Here is a 20,184-nt window from a genome sequence, read left to right on the forward strand (position 1 = left end):
CCCCCCGGGGTGTCGGTGTCCGTCCGCAGGTTGGGGGCGGCATCGGCGACGAGCGGGCGACGGCCGACGGGGCGGAGCATGAGGGGTAGACATTCTCCACGTCGTAGGACGTCACCACCGACGCTAGCGACGCTTCGGTCAAGGTGGGGTAAAGGCCCGGTCAAGATCTTGTCAAGATCGGGGAGGTCCAAGCACTGACAGGCACCGCACCGCAGGAGTACCGTCGAGGAATGCGACGCGCAAAGGCGTGGGTCGCACTGATCGCACTGCTGGCGGCGGGACTGGGGTCGCCGGCAGGGACGGCGGGGGCATCGTCGACCGCAGCGACCGGTGTGCAGGACGGGACCCAGGACGAGCTGCAGGTGGAGGCGGTGCCAGGGTCCGTGGGGGCCGCGACCGCCAGGATCGGCGGGGTCGACCGCTACGAGGTGGCGGTCAACATCTCGGAGCGACGGTATGCCGATCCGGCGACCGTCGACACCGTCTACATCACGCGAGGCGACATCTTCGCCGACGCCCTGACCGCCGGCACGCTCGAGGACGGGCCGGTGCTGCTCATCCGGGCCGACTGCAGCGTGGTGCCGTGGGTGGTGATGAGCGAGATCGCCCGCGTGGACCCGGACCGGGTCGTCGCGCTCGGCGGCACGCTCTCGGTGTGCGAGGACCAGCTGCTCCAGGCCGCCGGAGGGCGGCCCACGGGGCGGCTCGAGGGGGTCGACCGCTTCGAGACGGCGGCCAGCATCGCCCGGCACGGCTTCCCCGCCGGCTCGGGCGTCGTCTACCTGGCGAGCGGGGCGATCACTCCCGACGCCGTGGTGGGCGGGGCGTTGCGCGACGGCCCGATCCTGCTCGTCTCCCGGGACGGACGCACCGTCCCGTCAGCCACCGCCGCGGCGGTCGCGGAGCTCGACCCCGCAACGGTGATCGCCCTCGGTGGGCCGCTCGCCGTCTCAGAGGCCGCCCTCGACGCGGCGTCCGTCGGGCGTGCCCAGGGCCGGGTGGCCGGCGCCGACCGTTACGAGACCGCCGTCAAGATCGCCGACCGCGCCTACCCCGGCAGCACCGGTCGCGTCTACATCGCCCGGGGGGAGGCCAGCAACTTCGTGGACGCCGTCGCGGCCGGGATGCTGGCCGACGGCCCGGTGCTGCTTACGCCCGGCCCGTGCGAGCGGGTGGTCGGCAGCACCGCCGCCGAGCTGCGGCAGCGCCACCCCGGCACGGTGGTCGCGCTGGGCGGCACCAACGCCCTGTGCAGCTCGACGCTGGTCGGTGCCTCCCTGGCGGCGCGCGGTGCGGTCGACTGCTCGGCGGTCGCCTGCGTCGCGCTCACCTTCGACGACGGGCCGTCGTGGCCCACCCCGACGCTCCTCAACACCCTTGCCACGCAGCGGATCCCGGTGACCTTCTTCGTGCTGGGGCAGCAGGTGGACGTCTACTCCCAGCACGCCCGGCGCGCCTGGGTCGAGGGTCACCGGGTCGAGAACCACACCTGGGACCACAAGGAGCTCCCGACCCTGACGCTGGCCCAGCAGCAGTGGGAGGTCGACGTCACCGACAACGAGCTGAACCAGCACGGGATCCCCGACACCACCCTCATGCGGCCGCCCTACGGCTCCTACAACACCGCGACCCGTCAGCTCGGGTTCCCGCTGATCATGTGGGACGTCGACCCGCGCGACTGGGACGGGCCGCCCAGCTCGGCGACGGTGCGCAGCCGGGTCGTCTCCGCGGTCCGGCCGGGCTCGATCGTGCTGCAGCACGACATCCACATCAACTCCGTCAACGCGGTGCCGGGCATCGTGGCCGACCTCAAGGCGGCCGGCTACACCTTCGTCACCGTGCAGGAGCTGGTGCCGGGCATGGACCCGGGCGACCTGGTCTACCGACGCGGGACCGTCTACCCCGCCACCGTCCCGATGAGCCCGTCCGACATCGTCGTGACCGACGACGGCCGCGAGCTCGGCCCGGTGGTCGACGAGTCCGGCGTCCCCGGGATCGCCCCGAGCCGCCCCCTCGCGGAGCTGCTGCAGGGCGTGCCGTGAGCGCGCGGACACGGACGTCATCCCCGACGATGGGTGCATGACGCACGGTATGCCGCTGGCCCGGGTCATCGAGACCTCCACCGCCGTCTCGGCGACCCGGGCCCGGACCACCAAGGTGACCCTCCTCGCCGCGACGCTGCGCGAGGCGGCGGAGGCTGCGGCGGCGGCGGCTGGTCCCGCCGACCGGTCAGCCCGTGCCCGCCTCGTCGCGGTCGTCGCCGACTACCTCGCCGGCACCCTGCCCCAGCGCACGGTCGGGGTCGGCTGGCGGGGCCTGCAGCAGCTGCCCGACGCGGCGCCCCAGTCCTCGCTCGACGTCCTCGAGGTCGACGCCGCCCTGGAGGCCCTGCGGGCGCACGCGGGCGCGGGGTCGGTCGCCACCCGCAGCACGGCCGTCCGCGAGCTCTTCGGCCGGGCGACCGACGCGGAGCAGCGCTGGCTCGTCGGCCTGCTCACCGGCGAGCTGCGCCAGGGCGCCTCCGACGGCGTCCTGCTCCCGGCGATCTCGTCGGCCGCCGACGTGCCCGAGACGCTGGTGCGCCGGGCCGTCATGCTCGCCGGCTTCCCCGGCCCGGTCGCCGCGGCCGCGCTGCTCGAGGGGCGGGCCGCCCTTGTGGCGGTGACCCTGGAGGTCGGCCGCCCGCTGCGTCCGATGCTCGCCGGCTCGGCCCCCGACGTGGCAGCGGCCCTCGACGGCGCCGGGGAGGTCGCGGTGGAGACCAAGCTCGACGGCATCCGCCTCCAGGTCCACCTCGACCGCGACGCCGACCCGGCCGTGCGGCTGTTCACCCGGAGCCTCGAGGAGATCACCGACCGCCTCCCCGAGGTGGTCGAGGCCCTGCTCGGCCTGCCCGCGCGCCGCGCCGTCCTGGACGGCGAGGTGATCGCCCTCGCCGACGACGGCCGACCGCACCCCTTCCAGGTCACCGGCGCCCGCACCGCCAGCTCCGCCGACCCCGCCGCGCTGGCTCGCTCGACCCCCGTGACGACATACCTGTTCGACCTCTTGCACCTCGACGGGCAGGACCTCGTCGACGCACCGCTGGCGCAGCGCTGGGCGGCGCTCGCCGAGCTCGCGCCCTCGCTGGTCGTCGACCGCACGGTCACCGCCGACGTCGGCGAGGCCGAGCAGTTCTTCGCCGACGTCCTCGCGCGCGGCCACGAGGGGGTCGTCGTCAAGGACCCCGCGGTGCCCTACGCCGCGGGCCGCCGCGGTGCCGGCTGGGTCAAGGTGAAGCCGCGCCGGACCGCCGACCTCGTCGTCACCGCCGTCGAGTGGGGCAGCGGGCGTCGCAGCGGCTGGCTCTCCAACATCCACCTGGCCGCGCGCGACCCCGGCACCGGCGAGCTGGTCATGGTCGGCAAGACGTTCAAGGGGATGACGGACGCGGTGCTCACCTGGCAGACCGAGCGCTTCCTGTCCCTGGAGACCCACCGCGACGGGTATGCCGTGCACGTGCGTCCCGAGCAGGTGGTCGAGATCGCCTACGACGGCGTGCAGACCTCGCGGCGCTACCCGGGCGGGATCGCGCTGCGGTTCGCCCGCGTGCTGCGCTACCGGGACGACAAGGGGCCGGGCGAGGCGGACACGCTCGACGACCTCCGGGGGTGAGGACGCACGCGGCACGGGAGAGGGCGGGCCCGACGTGGTCGGACCCGCCCTCGTGCGGCGTGCGTCAGTACAGCATCCTCGGGACGAACAGGATGATCTCCGGGAAGACCGAGAACAGCACGATCGCCAGCCCCAGCACCCCGACGTAAGGGGCGGAGCCGATAAGGATCTCCTTGAGAGGGACCTGCGGCACGATGCCCTTCAGCACGTAGAGGTTGAGCCCCACGGGCGGTGTGATGAGTCCCATCTCCATGTTGATCGTCATGATGATGCCGAACCAGATCGGGTCGAAGCCCAGCCCGATGATGAGCGGGAGCAGGATCGGGGTGGTCATCACGATGATGGACACGGGGGGCAGGAAGAACCCCATCACCAGCAGGATGACGTTGATCAGCAGCAGGACGACCCACTTGTTGAGGTCGGCCTCCGTCACCGCCGCCGCCAGGTCCTGCGGCACCCGCAGATAGCTCAGGACCGTGGCGATGACCGCCGAGAACGCCGTGATCAGCAGGATCATGGTGCTCTGGTTGGTCGACTCCAGCAGCACGTCCACCAACTGCCGCCCCGTCAGTCCGCGGTAGACGACGGCGACGAGCACCCAGACGAGGAGCACCCCGATGGCGGCAGCCTCGCTGGGGGTGGCGATACCCCGGTAGAGGACGACGAGGATCATGGCGATGAGCACCGCGAAGGGCAGCGTCTTGGCCAGGCTCCCGAACCGGTCGGCCCAGGTGAACTGTCTCTGCTCCTGCACGACGGGCTCGTAGCCCCCGAGACGGGCCGTCCGGTCCTTCTTCCGGTCCTCCAGCGTCACCGCGATGAAGATCCAGATGCAGAACATCACCGCGATGATGAAGCCGGGGACGACGCCGGCCGCGAACAGCTGGCCGATCGACTGCTCGGCGGCGATGCCGTAGAGGATGAGCGTGACGCTGGGCGGGATGAGGATGCCGAGCGTGCCGCCGGCTGCCACGGCGCCCGTGGCGATCCGCGCGGAGTAGCCCCGCGCCGCCATCTCGGGGACAGCCACCCGGCCGATGGCCGCGGCCGTCGCCGGGCTCGACCCCGTGAGCGCGGCGAAGAGCGTGGAGGCCGCCACCGAGCTCATGGCGAGGCCACCGCGGATCCGGGACAGCCACGCCTCTCCCGCCTCGAAGAGCTGCTTGCTGGCCTGCGACCCGCCGAAGAGGTTGCCCATGACGACGAAGAGCGGGATGGCCAGCAGGCCGAAGTCGTTGAGCGAGTCGAAGACCATCTTGCCGAAGAGGTCGAACTGGTCCGGCCCCAGGAAGAGCAGGATGGAGGACAGCGCGGTGATGGCGAGGGCGAAGGCGATCGGCATCCCTGTCATGAACAGGGCCAGCGCGATCAGCCCGATGATGCCGCCCTGGGCGAGAGAGCTCATCGGTGGTCACCGCCCTTCTCCGGGGTGTCCAGATGGGGTCGGATCCGGTCGGGGTGGAGCTCTTCCTCCAGCTCCAGCTCCGACTGCACCTGGGCGAGCTCGCTGGTGCCGGTCATGAGGGACACCGCCGAGATCGGCAGCCGTCCGGCCAGGGCCATCACGCCCTCGAGGATCATCGCCAGGTACTGCAGGGTCACCGCGAGCATCCCGAGCGGGAGGATCGCGTAGGCGATCCACAGGGGGAAGCGGAACGCCGTGGCGGAGCGGTGGTCGAAGAGGTAGGCCTCGTGCCAGTTCTGGTAGGCGGTCCACATCACGATCACGACGACAGCCAGGCACATCACTGCGGTGACGAGACGGGCGACGAGCTGGGGTCGCTCCGGCACCCGGTCGATCAGCAGGTCCACCCCTACGTGCGCGTGGTGCTTGAGACCGTAGGCCGCTCCCACGAACGCCACGAACATGAGCAGGTAGGTGGTCGTCTCCGTCTGCCAGACCGTCGGTGCCTTCAGGAAGTAGCGCACGAACACGGCATGGGCCGTGACGAAGGTCGCCACCACGAGTGCGAGCGCCGACAGATAACCGGTGGCCTCGGAGATCCATCCCACCCAGCGTGAGATGGCCGGGGGTCGAGGCCTCTCGACCCCCGGCGCCGACGTCGGGACGCTGTTCATCGACCGTCGCGGAGCTTCTGCGCCAGGTCGAGCAGGTCCTGACCGCCGTCGACCTGCTCCGCGTAGGCGGCCCACTGCTCCTCGGCCAGGGGCATCCAGGCCTGGAAGTCCTCCTCGGTCATGGACACGACCTCCACACCCGCGTCGGCGAAGATCTTCTCGACGCGCGCGTCGTCCTCGCGCGAGGCCGTGTAGGCGAACTCCTGCAGGTCCTCGCCCACCGCGAGGACGGCGTCCTGCTGCTCCGCGCAGAGCTTGTCGAAGGCCTGCGTGGTCAGGATCAGCGGCTCGTACATGAACCAGAAGGTGTGCGTGGTGGGTGAGGTGTAGGAGTCCACCTGCTCCTGCAGGTTGTAGGACGCGAACGACCCGGTCGAGGTGACGGCCGCGTCGAGCACGCCCGTCTGCATCGCGGTGTAGATCTCCGAGCTCGGCAGCGAGGTGATGCCGGCGCCGGCCTCCTCGAGCATCCGCTCGACATAGGTGCCCGCGGCGCGCATGGTCATCCCGCCCTGGACGTCCTCCGGGCGCAGGATGGGATCGCCCTTGACACCGATGGCACCGGCGTTCCAGACGTTGGTCAGCAGGACGAGACCGTTCTCGGTCATGCTCTCCTCGACGGCCTTGCCGATCTCACCCTCGTCCCAGGCCTGGGCCTCGTCGTGGTTGCGCACCATGCCGGGCATGAGCGTGATGCTCCACTCCGGGACGCGGCCCGAGGCGTAGTCCAGCGGGAAGACCGAGGCGTCGATGGCGCCGCTCATCATGGCGTCGTACTGCTCGGTGGCCTTCGACAGCGTGCTGTTGGGGTAGACCGTGACGGTGACCTGACCGTCCGTCGCGGTGCCGACCTCCTCGGCGAACCGCTGGGCGACGACCGACCGGAAGTCACCGTCCTCGCCGACGGGCTCGGGCCACTGGTGCGACAGACGCAGCTCCACGTCCTCGCACTCGGCGGCGGCGCTGCCGGGCGCGTCTGCCGAGCCCCCGGGCTCGTTGTCGGCCGTGCCGGACCCCGGCGCGCCGCAGGCGGTGAGCCCCAGGGTGGTCGCCATGGCGACGAGGGTCAGGGCGCGGGATCGGAAGGGCTTCATTGCGTTCTCCTTGTGGGGCTTCTGGGTGGTCCGTGCGGTGTGGGCACTGGGGGGAGGGTGCCCGGTGGGTTCTCGGGGGTCAGGCGATGGGCTGGTCGGACGCTTCCCACCTCATCTCTCGGTACCGGACGTGCCGCTGCGCGAGGCGGTCGTCGCCGGACTGCTGGAGAAGGTCTCCGAGGTGGCGCCCGGTGGCGGCGACGACCCTGGCGCAGAAGTCCTCCGGCTCGTCCGCGGCGTCCGGCACCTCGGGCACGATCTCGTCCACGGCCCCCAGCCGGAGGAGGTCGATGGCGCGTATGCGGTGGAGCTCGGCCATGTCCGGTGCACGGTCGCCGGTGCGGTGGACGATGGCACTGGCGCCCTCCGGGGGCAGGGGCGCGATCCAGCCGTTCTCGGCGCAGATGGTCCGGTCCGCGGGCATGAGAGCCAGTGCGCCGCCACCGGTGCCCTCCCCCAGCACGATGGAGACGACCGGGACGCGGACGGTGGCCAGGGCCCCGAGGCACCGGGCGATCTCCCCGGCCATCCCGCCCTGCTCACCCTCGGGGGAGAGGTCGGCCCCGGGCGTGTCGATGACGGTGACGACCGGCAGCCCCAGCTCCTCCGCCAGCTGGAACCCGCGCTGCGCCACCCGGAGGGCGCCGGGGCCGAGGTAGGCGTCCTGCTGGGCGCGACGGTCCTGACCGACGAGGACGCAGGAGAACCCGGGGAAGCGGGCCAGCCCGAAGATGACGGTGAGGTCGGACTCGCCCGACCCGGTGCCGCGGAGCGGGATGAACGTCTCGGCGGTGTGCCGGAGCAGCTCGCGCAGACCGGGTCGGTCGGGCCTGCGGGTCGCCTGCACGGAGGCCCAGGCGTGACGCTCGACGAGCCGGTCCTCCCCCGGGTCCCCGGGGGCGGGGGTGGGACTCGGTGCCTGCGGGGCCATGAGGACCTCGAGGGCAGCGACGGCCAGGGGCCGCAGCCCCTCCAGCGGGACCACGCCGTCGATGACGCCGCGGCGGGCGAGGTTCTCCGCCACCTGCACACCCTCGGGGAAGGGTTGGCCGTGGATCACCTCGCGCACCCGGGGCCCGAGGAACCCGATGAGGGCTCCGGGCTCCGCCACGGTGAGATGACCCAGGGACCCCCAGGAGGCGAGGACGCCACCGGTGGTGGGGTCGCGGAGGTAGACCAGGTAGGGCAGGCCCGCCCTCCGGTGGGCCATGACGGCCTGCCCGATCTTGACCATCTGCAGGAAGGCGGGCGTGCCCTCCTGCATGCGGGTACCTCCCGAGGACGGGGACGCCAGGAACGGCAGGCCCTCCCGCGTGGCGCGCTCGAACGCCAGGGTCAGCCGTTCGCTGGCCGCGGCACCCATCGACCCGGCCAGGAAGCCGAACTCGCCGGCGGCGACGGCCACCCGGCGTCCGTCCAGCCGTCCTTCGCCCGTGATCACGGCCTCGTCCACGCCGCTGCGCTCACGCGCGGCGGCCAGCTGTGCCGCATACTCCTCGCCGAGGTCGGGCTGACGTGGGTCCACGTCCCACGAGGTGAAGGATCCGGGGTCCAGGACGGTGTCGAGGACGTCTCGCGCAGGCAGTCGGCGCACGTCAGACCTCCGCCAGCCACGAACGCAGGCTCGCGCCGTCCTGGTCGAGCAACGGCGGACTGGTGTGCTCGGTCGGCGTGGTCTCGGTGCCGTCCGCCGAGAAGAAGCGCAGGGGAGGACCCGGGAGCTGGATGCGACCCAGCGTCGGGTGGTCCACGTCGATGAGGAGGCCCTGGGAGAGCGTCTGCTCCCACTCGTAGACCTCCTTCAGGTCCCGCACCCGCCCGCACGGCACGCCTGCCTGGTCGAGGCGCTCCAGGAGGTCCGCCGCCTCGACGCCGGCGAACGTCTCCTCGAGCGCCGCGACGACCCGAGGACGGTTGGCGACCCGCTCGCCGTTCGTCGACATCCCGGCAGCGTCCGGGTCCAGCCCGACCTCGGTGCAGAGCTTGCGCCACAGGACCTCGTTGCCGCAGGCGATCTGGACCGCACCGTCGGCGCAGTGGAACAGCCCGTAGGGAGCGATGGACGGGTGGTGGTTGCCCTGGGCCCGGGGGACCTCCTTGGCCACGGTCCACCGGGTGCCCTGGAAGGCGTGGACCCCGACGAAGGAGGCGAGCAGGGAGGTCCGGACCACCTGTCCCCTGCCGGTGCGCTCCCGCTCGAGAAGGGCTGCGAGGACACCGTAGGCGCCGTACATGCCGGACAGGAGGTCGCCGATCGGCACGCCGACCCGCTGGGGGTCGTCGGGACCCGAGCCGGTCATCGACATGAGGCCGGCCTCGCCCTGGGCGATCTGGTCGTAGCCGGGGCGCCCGCCCTCGGGGCCGTCGTGGCCGAAGCCGGAGATCGAGAGGACGACCAGGCGGGGGTTGAGCGAGAGCAGGTGCTCGGTGGGGAACCCGAGGCGGTCCAGGACCCCGGGCCGGAAGTTCTCCATCAGCACGTCGCACCGTCGGACCAGCGCGGTCAGCGTCTCCCGGCCGTCCTCCGACTTGAGGTCGAGCGCGATGGACTCCTTGTTGCGGTTGCACGACAGGAAGTAGGTCGCCACGTCGACGCCGTCCCGGCCCGGGACGAAGGGTGGACCCCACGTCCGGGTCTCGTCCCCGGTGCCGGGAGACTCCACCTTGATCACCCGGGCGCCGAGGTCGGCCAGCATCATCGCCGCGTGCGGTCCGGCCAGAGCGCGGGTGAGGTCGAGCACCGTCAGGTCGCTCAGCGGCCCCGCGGCGGTCGTGGTGTGTGGCATGGATCACCCCTTCGTGGCTTAGTGGCCTAGCCAATAGTCCCCCGCGCCATTTGTCAAGAGGGTGGTTGTCAATAGAGTGGCCCGCATGGGTTCTGCCGCCGGCTCGTCGCGCCGCCGGGCGGCTGTGCCTCCGGCGCCGGTCTCCAGGCTGACGCGGCCCCGGCTCTACGAGCAGATCGTCGCGGAGCTCCACAGCCACATCCGGGCGCAGGGTCTCGGACCGGGTGACCGGCTGCCGGCCGAACGAGAGCTCGCGCAGGCCCTGGGGGTCAGTCGGGCCTCGCTCGCCCAGGCCCTGGTGGCGCTCGAGGTGGTCGGCGTGGTGCAGGTCCGCCACGGGGAGGGAGCGACCATCCTGGAGTCGCCCGCGGAGGGGGACGTCCTCCTGAGGGCGGTGCGCGAGCACCAGGACTCGTTGCCGGACATCATCGACGCACGGTCGGCGCTCGAGGCGAAGCTCGCCTGGCTGGCGGCCGAGCGACGCACCGACGAGGACCTCAGGGCCATAGACGACGCGCTGGAGCTGATGCGACGCCAGGTGGAGAGCGGCGACCGGGCCCTGGAGGGGGACCGCGCGTTCCACGAGGCCGTCACGCGCGCCGGGCACTCGGCCGTCCTCGCGCGGTTGATGGCGGAGATCGGTGAGCTGATCCTGGAGACCCGGATCGAGTCGTTGTCCCAGCCCGGCCGGCCCCGCGACTCCCTGGAGAAGCACCGGCTGATCGCCGACGCCATCCGACGCCAGGACGCCACCGGGGCCGCCATGGCGATGACGGACCACATCGACCTCGTGTCCGACGTCGCCTTCGCCCGGCACGCCGAGACAGAGGCCGAGGGGATCTAGACGATGGCCCACCGCGCTGCCGAGAACCTCGCCCTGCTCGAGGTCGAGACCTCCCGTCTGCTCGCCACGGCACGACGCCTCGACAGCGCCGACCTGGCTGGGGCGAGCCTCTGCGCGGGGTGGTCACGTGCTCACGTGCTGACCCACCTCGCCCGCAACGCGGATGCCCTCCTCAACCTCGTCCGGTGGGCTGTCGACGGTCGGGAGCGGTCCCCCTACTCCTCCGACGAGGCCCGGGCCGCGGAGATCGAGGCGGGCGCCAGCCGGGAGCGCGACGAGATCGTGACCGACCTGGAGCAGACGGCGCACCGGTTCGCAGCCGAGGCGGAGGCCCTCCGGGGCCCCGCGGGCGACTCCCAGGTCCGCAGCCGCACGGGGACCCCGGTGACCGGTGCCCAGGTCGTCGCCATGCGACTCCTGGAGGTGGTCTTCCACCACGTGGACCTGGACGCCGGCTACGGCTTCGACGACGCCGACCCGGTCTGGGTGGAGAGGACGCTTCGACGGGGGATCAGGCAGTGGGAGGGTGGGTCGCTCGTGCCCGGGCTGACCGTTCGTCCGGACGGGATGGACCCGCTCCCCGTCGGCGGGGGCGGACCGGTGGTGCGAGGAACGCCGGGACAGGTCCTGCTGTGGCTCGCCCGCGGTGTCGACGACGGGCTCACGTCCGAGGGAGCCCTGCCCACGCCGCCGCCGTGGGCATAGGTCGGCCGGGTCGACCACGGCGATGCGCGCGAGGTGGTCCTCGACCACCTCGCGCGCACCAACCTGGCGGGACTGCAGCATGGCTGTCAGCTCGACCAGGCCGAGGTCGTGGGGGGCGCTCATGGCGGCGACGCTGCCGGCCCCCCACGACAGGCCCGAGAGCGGTTCAGAAGCCGCCGGCCTCGTGCAGCACACCACTGAGCTGACGCGCCAGCTCGGGGCTGGCCGCCTTCTCGAGCAGGTCGACCGCGCCCCGCAGGACGAGGTCCGCCATCGGGTGCGAGATCTTCTCCCACGGTCCCGGCCACGGACCGGGGTTGGGGCCGGGTCCCGGCCAGGGCCACGGACCGGGCAGCGGCCACGGGCGCGGCCAGGGCCACGGCGGACAGATGTCGAGAAAGTCGGCCACGGCGACGGCGGCGTTGAGCCGCGCCTCCCCGGACGCCTTCTCATCGGGCAGCTGACGCATCGCCTCCGACGCCGCCAGCGCCACCTGGCTCGCGACCTCGGGCGAGGCCACCTGCATCACCCGGTTCACCACCGTCGAGGCGATGACCACGTCCAGCTCGCGCACGAACCGCGCCCGGATGAGCAGCTGCCACGGCACCTTGTCGGCCCCTGGAAAGTCTTCACCAGTCCGCATCTTTTCGTCTCCCCACGTCCCCCGGACCCGATGCCCGGGACACTGGTGAGGAGGCCTGTGGACCCCGCTGGATACGTCGCCACGCGCACCCGTTTTCACCTAGTGTCGGCAGTGCCGACCAGTGACCGCAGCGACCGCAGCGCCGGACCAGCGCAGGACGGGGTGCACCCACCCGGCGCACCGCATACCCACGAGGACGTGACATGAGCAATCTCGCGCACAACCTGACCCGCACGGTGCAGCAGCACCCCGAGCGGCCGGCGATCGTGCTGGACGACCTACGCCTCAGCTATGCCGAGCTCGACCACTCCGTGCGGCAGCTGGCCGGCTGGCTGCGACAGCAGGGGATCGGGGCCGGCGACCGCGTCGCGCTGATGCTGCCCAACGTGCCGGCCTTCCCGGTGATCTTCTACGCCACGCTCCGCCTCGGCGGGGTGGTCGTGCCGATGAACCCGCTGTTCAAGCGCCGCGAGATCCAGTACTACCTCGAGGACTCCGGCGCCCGCCTCATCGTCGCGATGCCTGGCGAGGAGGTCAGCGCCGCCGCCGGGGCCGTCGGCGTGCCGGTGCTGGCGATCGGCCCGGAGGGGCTGAGCTCCTACGTCCACGGCGCCGAGGCCACCGACCCCGTCGAGGAGGTCGTCGAGCGGGCCGGCGACGACACCGCCGTCATCCTCTACACGTCGGGCACGACCGGTCGCCCCAAGGGAGCCGAGCTCACCCACGACAACCTGCAGAGCAACCAGCTCACCACGACGCAGACGCTGCTCGACCTCGGGCCGCAGGACGTGGTCATGGGGTGCCTGCCGCTCTTCCACGTCTTCGGCATGACGTGCGCGCTCAACACAGCGGTGAGCACCGGCGCGGCGCTGACGATGATCCCGCGCTTCGACCCCGCCAAGGCCCTGGAGGTCATCGAGCGCGACGCCGTGACGGTCTTCGAGGGCGTCCCCACGATGTACGGCGCCATGCTCGCCTCCGCAGCCTCGGCCGACCGGGTCCCCGACCTGTCGACGCTGCGGACGGCGGTCTCCGGCGGCGCGAGCCTGCCGCTGGAGGTGATGCGCCGCTTCGAGGAGACCTTCGGCTGCCAGATCCTCGAGGGCTACGGCCTGTCCGAGACCAGCCCGGTCGCCTCCTTCAACCACCCCGACCGCGAGCGCAAGGCGGGCTCGATCGGCATCCCCGTGCGGGGCGTGGAGATGAAGCTCGCCGGCGGGATGGGCGGCGGCGAGCTCGGCGAGGGCGGCGTCGGCGAGATCTGCATCCGCGGCGAGAACATCATGAAGGGCTACTGGAACAACCCCGCGGCGACCGCCGAGGCCATCGACGCCGACGGCTGGTTCCACTCCGGCGACCTCGCGCGCGTCGACGACGACGGCTACTACTTCATCGTCGACCGCAAGAAGGACATGATCAACCGCGGCGGCCTCAACGTCTACCCGCGCGAGATCGAGGAGATCCTCTACGAGCACCCGGCCGTCGCGGAAGCCGCCGTCGTCGGAATCCCGCACCCTGCGCTGGGCGAGGAGATCTCCGCGTATGTCGTGCTCCGCCCAGGTGCGTCCGTCACCGAGGCAGAGCTCGTGGAGCACGTCAGGTCGCAGGTCGCGCCGTACAAGTACCCCCGCACGGTGACGCTCATCCAGGAGCTGCCGAAGGGGGCGACGGGCAAGATCCTCAAGCGGGAGCTGCGGCAGGGCTGACCCCGTCGACTGCTCGGCCCACGACGATGGCCCCTCGACCACCCGGCACAAATCGTTCCTCCCGGCGGATATTTCCACGGGGAAGCACGATTGCTGCCGGGTAGTCGGGCTGATGGCGCTGGGTTTCCACACGTCTGGTGGCGAGGGCTGAGCCGTCCACAACGGGGACGTCGCTGCTGGTGACCGCGGACCGTGCTGACCACCATCGGCGAGATGCAGACACAGCTCGCCGCCTTCCTGTCCGGCCACGAGGGCGTCGTCACCACGGCGGAGGCGGCCCGGCTGGGGATCAGCTCCAACTTCCTGCGGGGGATGGTGAGGTCGGGTGTGCTGATCCGGATCGCCCGCGGTGCCTACGTGGGAGCGGCGGATCACGAGAGTGCCGGCCCCACGAAGCGGCACCGTGTGCGCACGGTCGCGATCCTGCGCAGCCAGCCGGGCGCTCTGGCCGCGAGCCACCAGAGCGCCGCAGTGCTGCACAGGCTGCCGGTGCTGCAGCGCGACCTCGACCTGGTGCACGTCCTCCACCGTCGGCCGTCCACCGAGACCCGTCGCCACGACGCCTTCACGATTCACAGCTGTCCCGGCGACGGAGCGTTCACGCAGGTCGGTGGGCTGTCGGTGGTGGTCCCGGCCCTGGCGGTGCTGGGGACGGCGGTGAGTGCGGGAGCCAGCTCGGGCATCGTGGCAGCAGACGCGGCGCTCCGTGGAGAGCTGACCACACGGGCCGAGCTGGACACATGGCTGGAACGGCTTCGGCGCACGCCGGGGATGTCGGTGGCCCGCCACGTCGTCGAGCAGGCCAGCCCGTCGGCGGAGTCAGCCGGTGAGTCTCTGAGCCGGCTGCTCATGCACGAGCTCGGCTACGAGGTGGTGCCCCAGTTCCGTGTGCTGGACGAGCACGGTCGGGTCATCGCGCGGGTCGACTTCTTCATCCCGGCGCTCGGCGTCGTCGTCGAGTTCGACGGGGCGGTGAAGTACGAAGGACGCGACGGTCGCGACGCCCTCGTCCGGGAGAAGCGCCGCGAGGACCAGATCCGCGCTCTGGGCTACGGCGTGGTGCGCCTCGTCTGGTCCGACCTCTTCGCGCCTCAGAAGGTGGACCGCGCCATCAAGGCGGCAGCCGCGACGGCACGCCGGGCCGTGTGACCCGCCAGGGCGACTCCCGGCGCCGACTTCCCGGCGCCGACTTCCCGGCACCGACTACCCGGCACCGACTACCCGGCACCAATCGTGCTACCCGCTGGAAATATCCCGCGGGAAGAACGATTGCTGCCGGGTAGTGGGTGGGGGCAGCGGACCTCGGGCGGCGGGCGTCGGCGTGTTGGTGCTGGTGTTGGTGCTCTAGCGGTGTGTGCTGATCGGCACGGTGCGACGCGACGCGCCTCCCTAGAAGCCGAACCGCCGCGCCGTCGCCTGGATCGACTCGGCGCTGTGGTGCAGCTGGGCGAGCTCCGCAGCGTTCATCGGTACGAGGAGCCGCTCGCCGGCGCCCTTGCTGTCCACGATCGTCGGGACCGACAGGCACACGTCCGAGATCCCGTGGTAGTCCGTCAGCCACGTCGACACCGGCAGGACGGCGTGCTCGTCGCGCAGGATGGCCTCGACGATCCGGCACACCGCGAGCCCGATGGCGTAGTTGGTGGCGCCCTTGCCGGCGATGATCCGGTAGGCCGAGCGCATCACGTCGTCGGCGATCGCCGCCCGGACGTCCTCACCCAGTCCGCCGTGCTGGGCGTCCCACTCCAGCAACGGCACGCCACCGACGCTGGCCGAGCTCCACAGCGGGAACTCCGTGTCGCCGTGCTCCCCGACGACGCTCGCGTGGACGCTGGTGACGGCCACGCCCAGCCGTGTCGCGATCGCGTGCCGCAGCCGCGACGAGTCGAGCACCGTGCCGGAGCCGAAGAGCTGGTTGGGCGGCAGGCCGGTGACCTTGAGAGCGGCGGTCGTCACGACGTCCACGGGGTTGGTCACCATGACGTACGTCGCGTCCGGCGCCACCTCCACCAGCGCGGGCATGATGCTCTTGGTCAGCCGCAGGGTCGACTCCGCGAGCTCCATCCGGCTCTGGCCGGGCTGCTGCTTCGCGCCGGCGGTGACCACGACGACGCGCGCGCCACGGCATACCTCGACGTCGTCGCTGCCCTCCACCTGACCCATCGGCGTGAACGCGAGCCCGTGGTTGAGGTCGAGGACCTCGGCCTCGACCTTCGCGGCGTTGATGTCGTGGAGCACCACGCGGCGGGCGGTGCCGCGGACGAGCGCGGCATAGGCGATCGTGGCGCCCACCGACCCGGCTCCGATGACCGCGAGGGTGGGGGGCTGGGAGGGGGAGGCTGGTGTCGTCGTCACGAGGCCAGTGTGGCACCGACGGGGCAGGGACGGACAGGGCAGAGTGTGACCATGCACTTCGTCGGGATCGACCTCGCCTGGGGCGAGAAGAAGCCCACGGGCCTCGCGGTGCTCGACGGCGACGGCCGCCTCGTGCACGTCTCGACGCAGCGGAGCGACGAGGACATCGTGGCCGCGCTCGAGCCGTTCACCGACGGTCCCTGCCTCGTCGCCGTCGACGCGCCGCTGGTCGTCGTCAACCCCACTGGCAACCGGCCCTGCGAGCAGGCGCTCAACGCCGACTTCCGTCGCTTCGACGCCGGCGCGCACCCGACCAACACGGGCAAGCCGGAGTTCGCGCAGACCCCGCGCGGCGCCCGGCTCGCCCGACGCCTGCGCCTGGACATCAACCCGACGTCCGGCCGCGACCGCCGCGCCATCGAGGTCTACCCGCACCCGGCGACCGTCGCGCTCTTCCGCCTCGGCCGGACGCTGAAGTACAAGCACAAGCCCGGCCGCTCCCTCGAGGACCTGCGTGCCGCCCTCCTCGAGCTCATCACCCACCTCGAGGGCCTCGCCTCCGCCGACCCTCCCCTGCACCTCACGCACGAACCCGACTGGCAGGCGCTCGTCGACGGGGTGCGCGGGGCGGCGCAGAAGTCACGGCTGCGCGTGATCGAGGACCAGGTGGACGCGGTCGTGTGCGCCTACGTTGCGAGGTATGCCGTCGCGCACCCCGGGCGGACCACCACCTACGGGGACCTTGCCACGGGCTACATCGTCACGCCGACGCTGCCGGAGGACCTCCTCCCGACCCCGCGGTCAAAGGCCGACCCGGTCCGGGACCCGGTGGAGGAGTATGCCGAGTCGCGGCCCGCGGTGGAGTCCGCCACCGCCGGCTACATCGCCCTGATCACCGACATCCTCGACGAGGCCGGCATCAACTACCTGACCGTGACCGGTCGCACCAAGAGCGTCGAGTCCTTCGCCGCCAAGGCGGCCCGCGCGGTGGACGGCATACCTGTCTTTCCCGACCCGCTCAAGCAGGTCACCGACCAGATCGGCGTGCGCGTCGTGACCTACGTGCTCTCCGACGTCGACGCCGTCGCCGACCTGTTCGGGGACCAGCTGCACGTCATCGACGACCGCGACATGGGGCGCGAGACGGCCCAGGAGGGGCGGTTCGGCTACTCCAGCCGCCACCTGCTCGCCGAGCTCGACCCCGAGCTGCTGCGACGGCCTGACGTCGCCGCGCTCGTCGGCCGCCCGGTGTCGATCCAGGTGCGGACGGTGCTGCAGCACGCCTGGGCCGAGTTCGAGCACGACATCCGCTACAAGGGAAGGGTGCCCGAGGAGCACGGGCCCGACCTGGACCGGCGCTTCACGCTGGCCGCCGGCCTGCTGGAGCTGGCCGACCGCGAGTTCCTGCAGATCCGCGACCGCCTGCGCGAGAGCGTGCCGGAGCAGCAGAGCGTGCCCGACGAGGACCCGCGCATCGGCACGCAGGACCTGGCCGCGTTCCTGGCCGGGCGCTTCCCGGAGGCCGGCTGGTCGCGCACCGACCACTACGACTGGGTGGCGCACCTGCTCCTCGAGCTCGGCATCACCTCCCTCGACGAGCTCGGCGAGGTGCTCAACCGCGTCGACACCGACGTCATCGACGCACGGATGGCCTACCGCTACCCGCCCGGCGCGGTGCGCCGCCTCGACGACGCGCTCCTGGCGCAGTTCGGGACCAGGTATGTCGAGCTGCACGGCAACGCGCACCGCGCCCCGGCGCTGCGGGCCAGGTGGGAGAAGCTGCGCGGCGAGTGAGTTCGCAGGTCAGTCGACGAGGAGCCGCCGGTGGAGGTAGCCGTTGGCCGCGCGGTGCCCGCTGACCATCGCGCCCTGGATGGACGCGGTGTCGACGTGGTCGCCTGCCACGATGAGTCCCTCGTCCACCTGCATGGCGTCCCGGTCGAGGAACGGCGCCGGCTCCTGCGGCAGGGCGTAGGGGATGTCGTCGCGGCGGACCAGCTCCCACGCGGTGACGTCGACGCCGTAGATCTCGCCGACGTGGCGCCGGACGGCCCGGTCGGAGACCGGCTCGTGCCCTGCGCGGAGCAGGCTGCTGGCCTGGACCAGGTGGCGACCCATGGGGGCGTAGGTGGGGGCGGCGTTGCTCATGACCGCGGTGTTGACGACCGGCCCGTGGTGGGGCCGCTGGTCGACGATGATCGCAGCCAGGTCGGTGGGTGCCTCGGGGGCCGCGAACCAGTGCGTGGTCACGCCCTTGCCGGGGCGCGTCGTGCGACCGGTGAGCCGACCGGCGGTCCCGGGGTCGGTAGCCACGACGACGAGGTCGGCGTCGATCTGCTCACCTCCGGCGGTGCGGACCGTGCCAGGACCCACCTCGACGACCTCGGTCCCCAGCTCGACGGCCTGGTCCAGGCCAGCCGCCAGCTGCTCGGGGAGGGCCTGCATGCCCTCGGCGGGGACGCCGGGGGTGGCGGTGACGAGCCCACGCACGAGGAGGCGGGTGAAGGCGGCGGAGGTGCTGCCGTCGTCCTCGAGCAGCACACCGGCAAGCACGGCGTCGACGAGGTGGCGCAGCGGTCCGAGGAACCCGGCCTCGTCCATCGACTCGCGCCGGGTCACGTCGCCGGAGGTGTCGCTGAGCAGCTGCTCGGAGCTGATCGCCGGCGCCATCCAGCGGGCCAGGGAGGCGAGGCTGGCCGGGTGCAGCTTGCCCGAGCGCATCGTCTGCGCGATCAGCTGGGGCTCACGTCGAGGGTCGGCCACCACCACGAGGGCCTCGCTGCGGGCCGAGCGCACGCCCACGCCGGCGGTCATCCGCTGCAGGTTGAGCGCCTTGAGGTCGACGAGCTCGCGCACCATCGGGTATCCCGGGTTGAGCACCTGGAAGCCGCGGTCGAGCAGGTAGCCGTCGACGACGTCGGTCCGCACGCGTCCTCCGACCGCGTCGGACGCCTCCAGCACCCGGAACGACACCCCCCGGCTCTGGAGCCGAAGGGCACAGGTCAGACCGGCGAGACCTGCTCCGACGATGACGACGTCCGTCTTGGCTGGCATGCCGTCAGGCTAGGCGGCGGGGCGGGTGCGCGCATGTCGAGGGCAGGCTGGCTGTCCTGCCGCAGGATCGTCCAGGGTGGGTGGCACGATGGTCGGCGTGGAGGAGCAGCGGGTGGCGACGGTGGACCTGGCGGTCCGCATCGAGTTCTGCCACGCCGCGCTGCAGCACCTGGCCGACCAGCTCGGCGTCGACCTGCTGCACATCAAGGGGATCGCGTTCGAGCCGCAGTGGCGCTCGCGTGCCTCCGGCGGCAGCGACGCCGACGTGCTCGTGCGGCCCAGCCAGGTCAAGCGGTTCGTCGAGGCGCTGGAGGCGCGGGGCTGGCGCCGTCGTTCTCGGTTCCACACGGGCTCACCGTTCGGCCACGCCCAGACCTACTGGCACGACCACCTCGGCTACGCGGACATCCACCGGTTCTTCCCGGGCATGCAGCCGGGCGACAAGACCTTCGACACCCTGTGGTCCGACCGATTGGAGATCCGGCTCGCCTCCGTGCCGTGCCCGGTGCCCGACCAGGCCGGGCAGGCGCTGGTCCACCTCCTCAACGAGGCGCGCAACGGCATGACCGTGCGGAGGAAGGAGGGGGTGGTTGAGCTGCTCGGGGCGGAGCTGACCGCACAGGTCGAGGCTCTCGTGGGACGGGTGGGGGCGGAGGTCGGGTATGCCGCGGCGCTGGGTGAGCTGGACCGGGTCGGGGACCACCGGGAGCACGACCTGTGGCACGTGGTGGTGACCCGGTCTGGTCGGGTGGAGGAGTGGCGGGCGCGGGTGAAGGCCCAGTCGACGTTGACAGCGAAGGCGCTCACCGTCCTGCGGGCACCCTTGGTCAACACCGAGCACCTGGCGAACACGCGAGGTCATCCGCCGTCGGTGGGGGAGGTGGTCGTGGAGTTCGGCGACCGGGTGCGTCGTGGTGTCACGGAGATCTGGCGCAGCCGTCGGAGGGGGCGCGCATGAGCCGGGGCTGGACCGTCACGCCCGGGTGGGGGGTCGTCGACCGCCCGGACGAGGGCGCGCACGGCGGGACGATCTACGCAGCCTCCCTGACCGACGGATCCATCTCCGTGCTGGAGGGTCCTGTCGCTGCCGTCTGCCGCGCACTGCTGCAGGCACCTGGCCTGGCGGACGTCAGCCTGCTCGTGGCCGCCGACCTCGACGTGGCGCACGAGGACGTGGACGTGGAGGTCATGACGGAGGTCCTGGACGAGCTGGTCGCTCTCGGAGTCCTGGTCGCGACGACCTGAACGCTCCGCCAGCGGCTGG

At 72.0% G+C, this 20,184-nt stretch carries 17 protein-coding genes; 9 read left to right on the plus strand and 8 right to left on the minus strand.

Features of this window, described 5'->3' with window-relative positions:
- Nucleotides 1–230 precede the first annotated feature (230 nt).
- Nucleotides 231–2,042, plus strand: a complete 1,812-nt coding sequence (locus tag ACI3ET_RS04755) for a cell wall-binding repeat-containing protein (protein WP_405031817.1) — start codon at nucleotides 231–233, stop codon at nucleotides 2,040–2,042.
- A 49-nt stretch (nucleotides 2,043–2,091) separates the two neighbouring features.
- Nucleotides 2,092–3,654, plus strand: a complete 1,563-nt coding sequence (locus ACI3ET_RS04760) for an ATP-dependent DNA ligase (protein WP_405031924.1) — start codon at nucleotides 2,092–2,094, stop codon at nucleotides 3,652–3,654.
- Nucleotides 3,655–3,718: 64 nt separating this feature from the next.
- On the opposite strand, the gene ACI3ET_RS04765 is transcribed toward ACI3ET_RS04760, so the two are convergent.
- The 5 genes from ACI3ET_RS04765 to ACI3ET_RS04785 form a co-directional block, all read right to left on the minus strand.
- On the minus strand, nucleotides 3,719–5,059 hold the full coding sequence (locus tag ACI3ET_RS04765) for a TRAP transporter large permease (RefSeq protein ID WP_405031818.1): 1,341 nt from the start codon (nucleotides 5,057–5,059) through the stop codon (nucleotides 3,719–3,721).
- Nucleotides 5,056–5,667 carry a TRAP transporter small permease subunit gene (locus tag ACI3ET_RS04770; RefSeq protein WP_405031819.1) on the minus strand — a complete coding sequence of 204 codons (612 nt, stop codon included), beginning with the start codon at nucleotides 5,665–5,667 and terminating at the stop codon, nucleotides 5,056–5,058. Before ACI3ET_RS04770 ends, ACI3ET_RS04765 begins: the two co-directional genes overlap by 4 nt.
- Nucleotides 5,668–5,729: 62 nt before the next feature.
- Entirely contained in the window at nucleotides 5,730–6,827 is a 1,098-nt protein-coding gene (gene dctP, locus ACI3ET_RS04775; RefSeq protein WP_405031820.1) for a TRAP transporter substrate-binding protein DctP, read from the minus strand.
- Between the two features lie 79 nt (nucleotides 6,828–6,906).
- Nucleotides 6,907–8,421 carry a carboxyl transferase domain-containing protein gene (locus ACI3ET_RS04780; RefSeq protein ID WP_405031821.1) on the minus strand — a complete coding sequence of 505 codons (1,515 nt, stop codon included), beginning with the start codon at nucleotides 8,419–8,421 and terminating at the stop codon, nucleotides 6,907–6,909.
- A 1-nt stretch (nucleotide 8,422) separates the two neighbouring features.
- Nucleotides 8,423–9,613 carry a CaiB/BaiF CoA transferase family protein gene (locus tag ACI3ET_RS04785; protein WP_405031822.1) on the minus strand — a complete coding sequence of 397 codons (1,191 nt, stop codon included), beginning with the start codon at nucleotides 9,611–9,613 and terminating at the stop codon, nucleotides 8,423–8,425.
- Between the two features lie 85 nt (nucleotides 9,614–9,698).
- On the opposite strand from ACI3ET_RS04785, the gene ACI3ET_RS04790 reads away from it, so the two are divergent.
- Nucleotides 9,699–10,457, plus strand: a complete 759-nt coding sequence (locus tag ACI3ET_RS04790; protein ID WP_405031823.1) for a FadR/GntR family transcriptional regulator — start codon at nucleotides 9,699–9,701, stop codon at nucleotides 10,455–10,457.
- 3 nt (nucleotides 10,458–10,460) lie between these two features.
- Nucleotides 10,461–11,162, plus strand: coding sequence for a maleylpyruvate isomerase family mycothiol-dependent enzyme (locus ACI3ET_RS04795; protein ID WP_405031824.1), 702 nt, complete (start codon nucleotides 10,461–10,463; stop codon nucleotides 11,160–11,162).
- 166 nt (nucleotides 11,163–11,328) lie between these two features.
- On the opposite strand, the gene ACI3ET_RS04800 is transcribed toward ACI3ET_RS04795, so the two are convergent.
- Complete coding sequence (locus ACI3ET_RS04800; protein WP_405031825.1) at nucleotides 11,329–11,805, minus strand: hypothetical protein; 477 nt, start codon at nucleotides 11,803–11,805, stop codon at nucleotides 11,329–11,331.
- 203 nt (nucleotides 11,806–12,008) lie between these two features.
- Between ACI3ET_RS04800 and ACI3ET_RS04805 the strand changes: the two genes are divergently transcribed.
- Nucleotides 12,009–13,511, plus strand: a complete 1,503-nt coding sequence (locus ACI3ET_RS04805) for a long-chain-fatty-acid--CoA ligase (RefSeq protein ID WP_405031826.1) — start codon at nucleotides 12,009–12,011, stop codon at nucleotides 13,509–13,511.
- Between the two features lie 213 nt (nucleotides 13,512–13,724).
- Nucleotides 13,725–14,660, plus strand: a complete 936-nt coding sequence (locus ACI3ET_RS04810; protein ID WP_405031827.1) for a type IV toxin-antitoxin system AbiEi family antitoxin domain-containing protein — start codon at nucleotides 13,725–13,727, stop codon at nucleotides 14,658–14,660.
- A 240-nt stretch (nucleotides 14,661–14,900) separates the two neighbouring features.
- Here the strand turns inward: ACI3ET_RS04810 and ACI3ET_RS04815 are convergent, their stop codons facing one another.
- Entirely contained in the window at nucleotides 14,901–15,866 is a 966-nt protein-coding gene (locus ACI3ET_RS04815) for an L-lactate dehydrogenase (protein ID WP_405031828.1), read from the minus strand.
- A 51-nt stretch (nucleotides 15,867–15,917) separates the two neighbouring features.
- Between ACI3ET_RS04815 and ACI3ET_RS04820 the strand changes: the two genes are divergently transcribed.
- Complete coding sequence (locus ACI3ET_RS04820; protein WP_405031829.1) at nucleotides 15,918–17,660, plus strand: DUF429 domain-containing protein; 1,743 nt, start codon at nucleotides 15,918–15,920, stop codon at nucleotides 17,658–17,660.
- Between the two features lie 9 nt (nucleotides 17,661–17,669).
- On the opposite strand, the gene ACI3ET_RS04825 is transcribed toward ACI3ET_RS04820, so the two are convergent.
- A complete protein-coding gene (locus tag ACI3ET_RS04825) occupies nucleotides 17,670–18,920 on the minus strand; it encodes an NAD(P)/FAD-dependent oxidoreductase (RefSeq protein WP_405031830.1) in 1,251 nt (416 codons plus the stop codon).
- A 76-nt stretch (nucleotides 18,921–18,996) separates the two neighbouring features.
- Here ACI3ET_RS04825 and ACI3ET_RS04830 point away from each other — a divergent pair, with 76 nt between their 5' ends.
- Nucleotides 18,997–19,878, plus strand: a complete 882-nt coding sequence (locus ACI3ET_RS04830) for a hypothetical protein (protein WP_405031831.1) — start codon at nucleotides 18,997–18,999, stop codon at nucleotides 19,876–19,878.
- A complete protein-coding gene (locus ACI3ET_RS04835; RefSeq protein ID WP_405031832.1) occupies nucleotides 19,875–20,165 on the plus strand; it encodes a hypothetical protein in 291 nt (96 codons plus the stop codon). The genes ACI3ET_RS04830 and ACI3ET_RS04835 overlap by 4 nt, the downstream gene beginning before the upstream one ends.
- Nucleotides 20,166–20,184 lie beyond the last annotated feature (19 nt).

This window comes from Ornithinimicrobium jinqii (assembly GCF_045032595.1).
Classification (GTDB): domain Bacteria; phylum Actinomycetota; class Actinomycetes; order Actinomycetales; family Dermatophilaceae; genus Ornithinicoccus.

What these genes read in the sequence shown, in the direction of transcription:
- ACI3ET_RS04765 (WP_405031818.1), bottom strand. Translation starts at nt 5,059, where the DNA reads ATGAGCTCTCTCGCCCAGGGCGGCATCATCGGGCTGATCGCGCTGGCC.
- ACI3ET_RS04790 (WP_405031823.1), top strand. Translation starts at nt 9,699, where the DNA reads ATGGGTTCTGCCGCCGGCTCGTCGCGCCGCCGGGCGGCTGTGCCTCCG.
- ACI3ET_RS04760 (WP_405031924.1), top strand. Translation starts at nt 2,092, where the DNA reads ATGCCGCTGGCCCGGGTCATCGAGACCTCCACCGCCGTCTCGGCGACC.
- ACI3ET_RS04810 (WP_405031827.1), top strand. Translation starts at nt 13,725, where the DNA reads ATGCAGACACAGCTCGCCGCCTTCCTGTCCGGCCACGAGGGCGTCGTC.
- ACI3ET_RS04785 (WP_405031822.1), bottom strand. Translation starts at nt 9,613, where the DNA reads ATGCCACACACCACGACCGCCGCGGGGCCGCTGAGCGACCTGACGGTG.
- ACI3ET_RS04835 (WP_405031832.1), top strand. Translation starts at nt 19,875, where the DNA reads ATGAGCCGGGGCTGGACCGTCACGCCCGGGTGGGGGGTCGTCGACCGC.
- ACI3ET_RS04800 (WP_405031825.1), bottom strand. Translation starts at nt 11,805, where the DNA reads ATGCGGACTGGTGAAGACTTTCCAGGGGCCGACAAGGTGCCGTGGCAG.
- ACI3ET_RS04820 (WP_405031829.1), top strand. Translation starts at nt 15,918, where the DNA reads ATGCACTTCGTCGGGATCGACCTCGCCTGGGGCGAGAAGAAGCCCACG.
- ACI3ET_RS04805 (WP_405031826.1), top strand. Translation starts at nt 12,009, where the DNA reads ATGAGCAATCTCGCGCACAACCTGACCCGCACGGTGCAGCAGCACCCC.
- ACI3ET_RS04795 (WP_405031824.1), top strand. Translation starts at nt 10,461, where the DNA reads ATGGCCCACCGCGCTGCCGAGAACCTCGCCCTGCTCGAGGTCGAGACC.
- ACI3ET_RS04755 (WP_405031817.1), top strand. Translation starts at nt 231, where the DNA reads ATGCGACGCGCAAAGGCGTGGGTCGCACTGATCGCACTGCTGGCGGCG.
- dctP (WP_405031820.1), bottom strand. Translation starts at nt 6,827, where the DNA reads ATGAAGCCCTTCCGATCCCGCGCCCTGACCCTCGTCGCCATGGCGACC.
- ACI3ET_RS04825 (WP_405031830.1), bottom strand. Translation starts at nt 18,920, where the DNA reads ATGCCAGCCAAGACGGACGTCGTCATCGTCGGAGCAGGTCTCGCCGGT.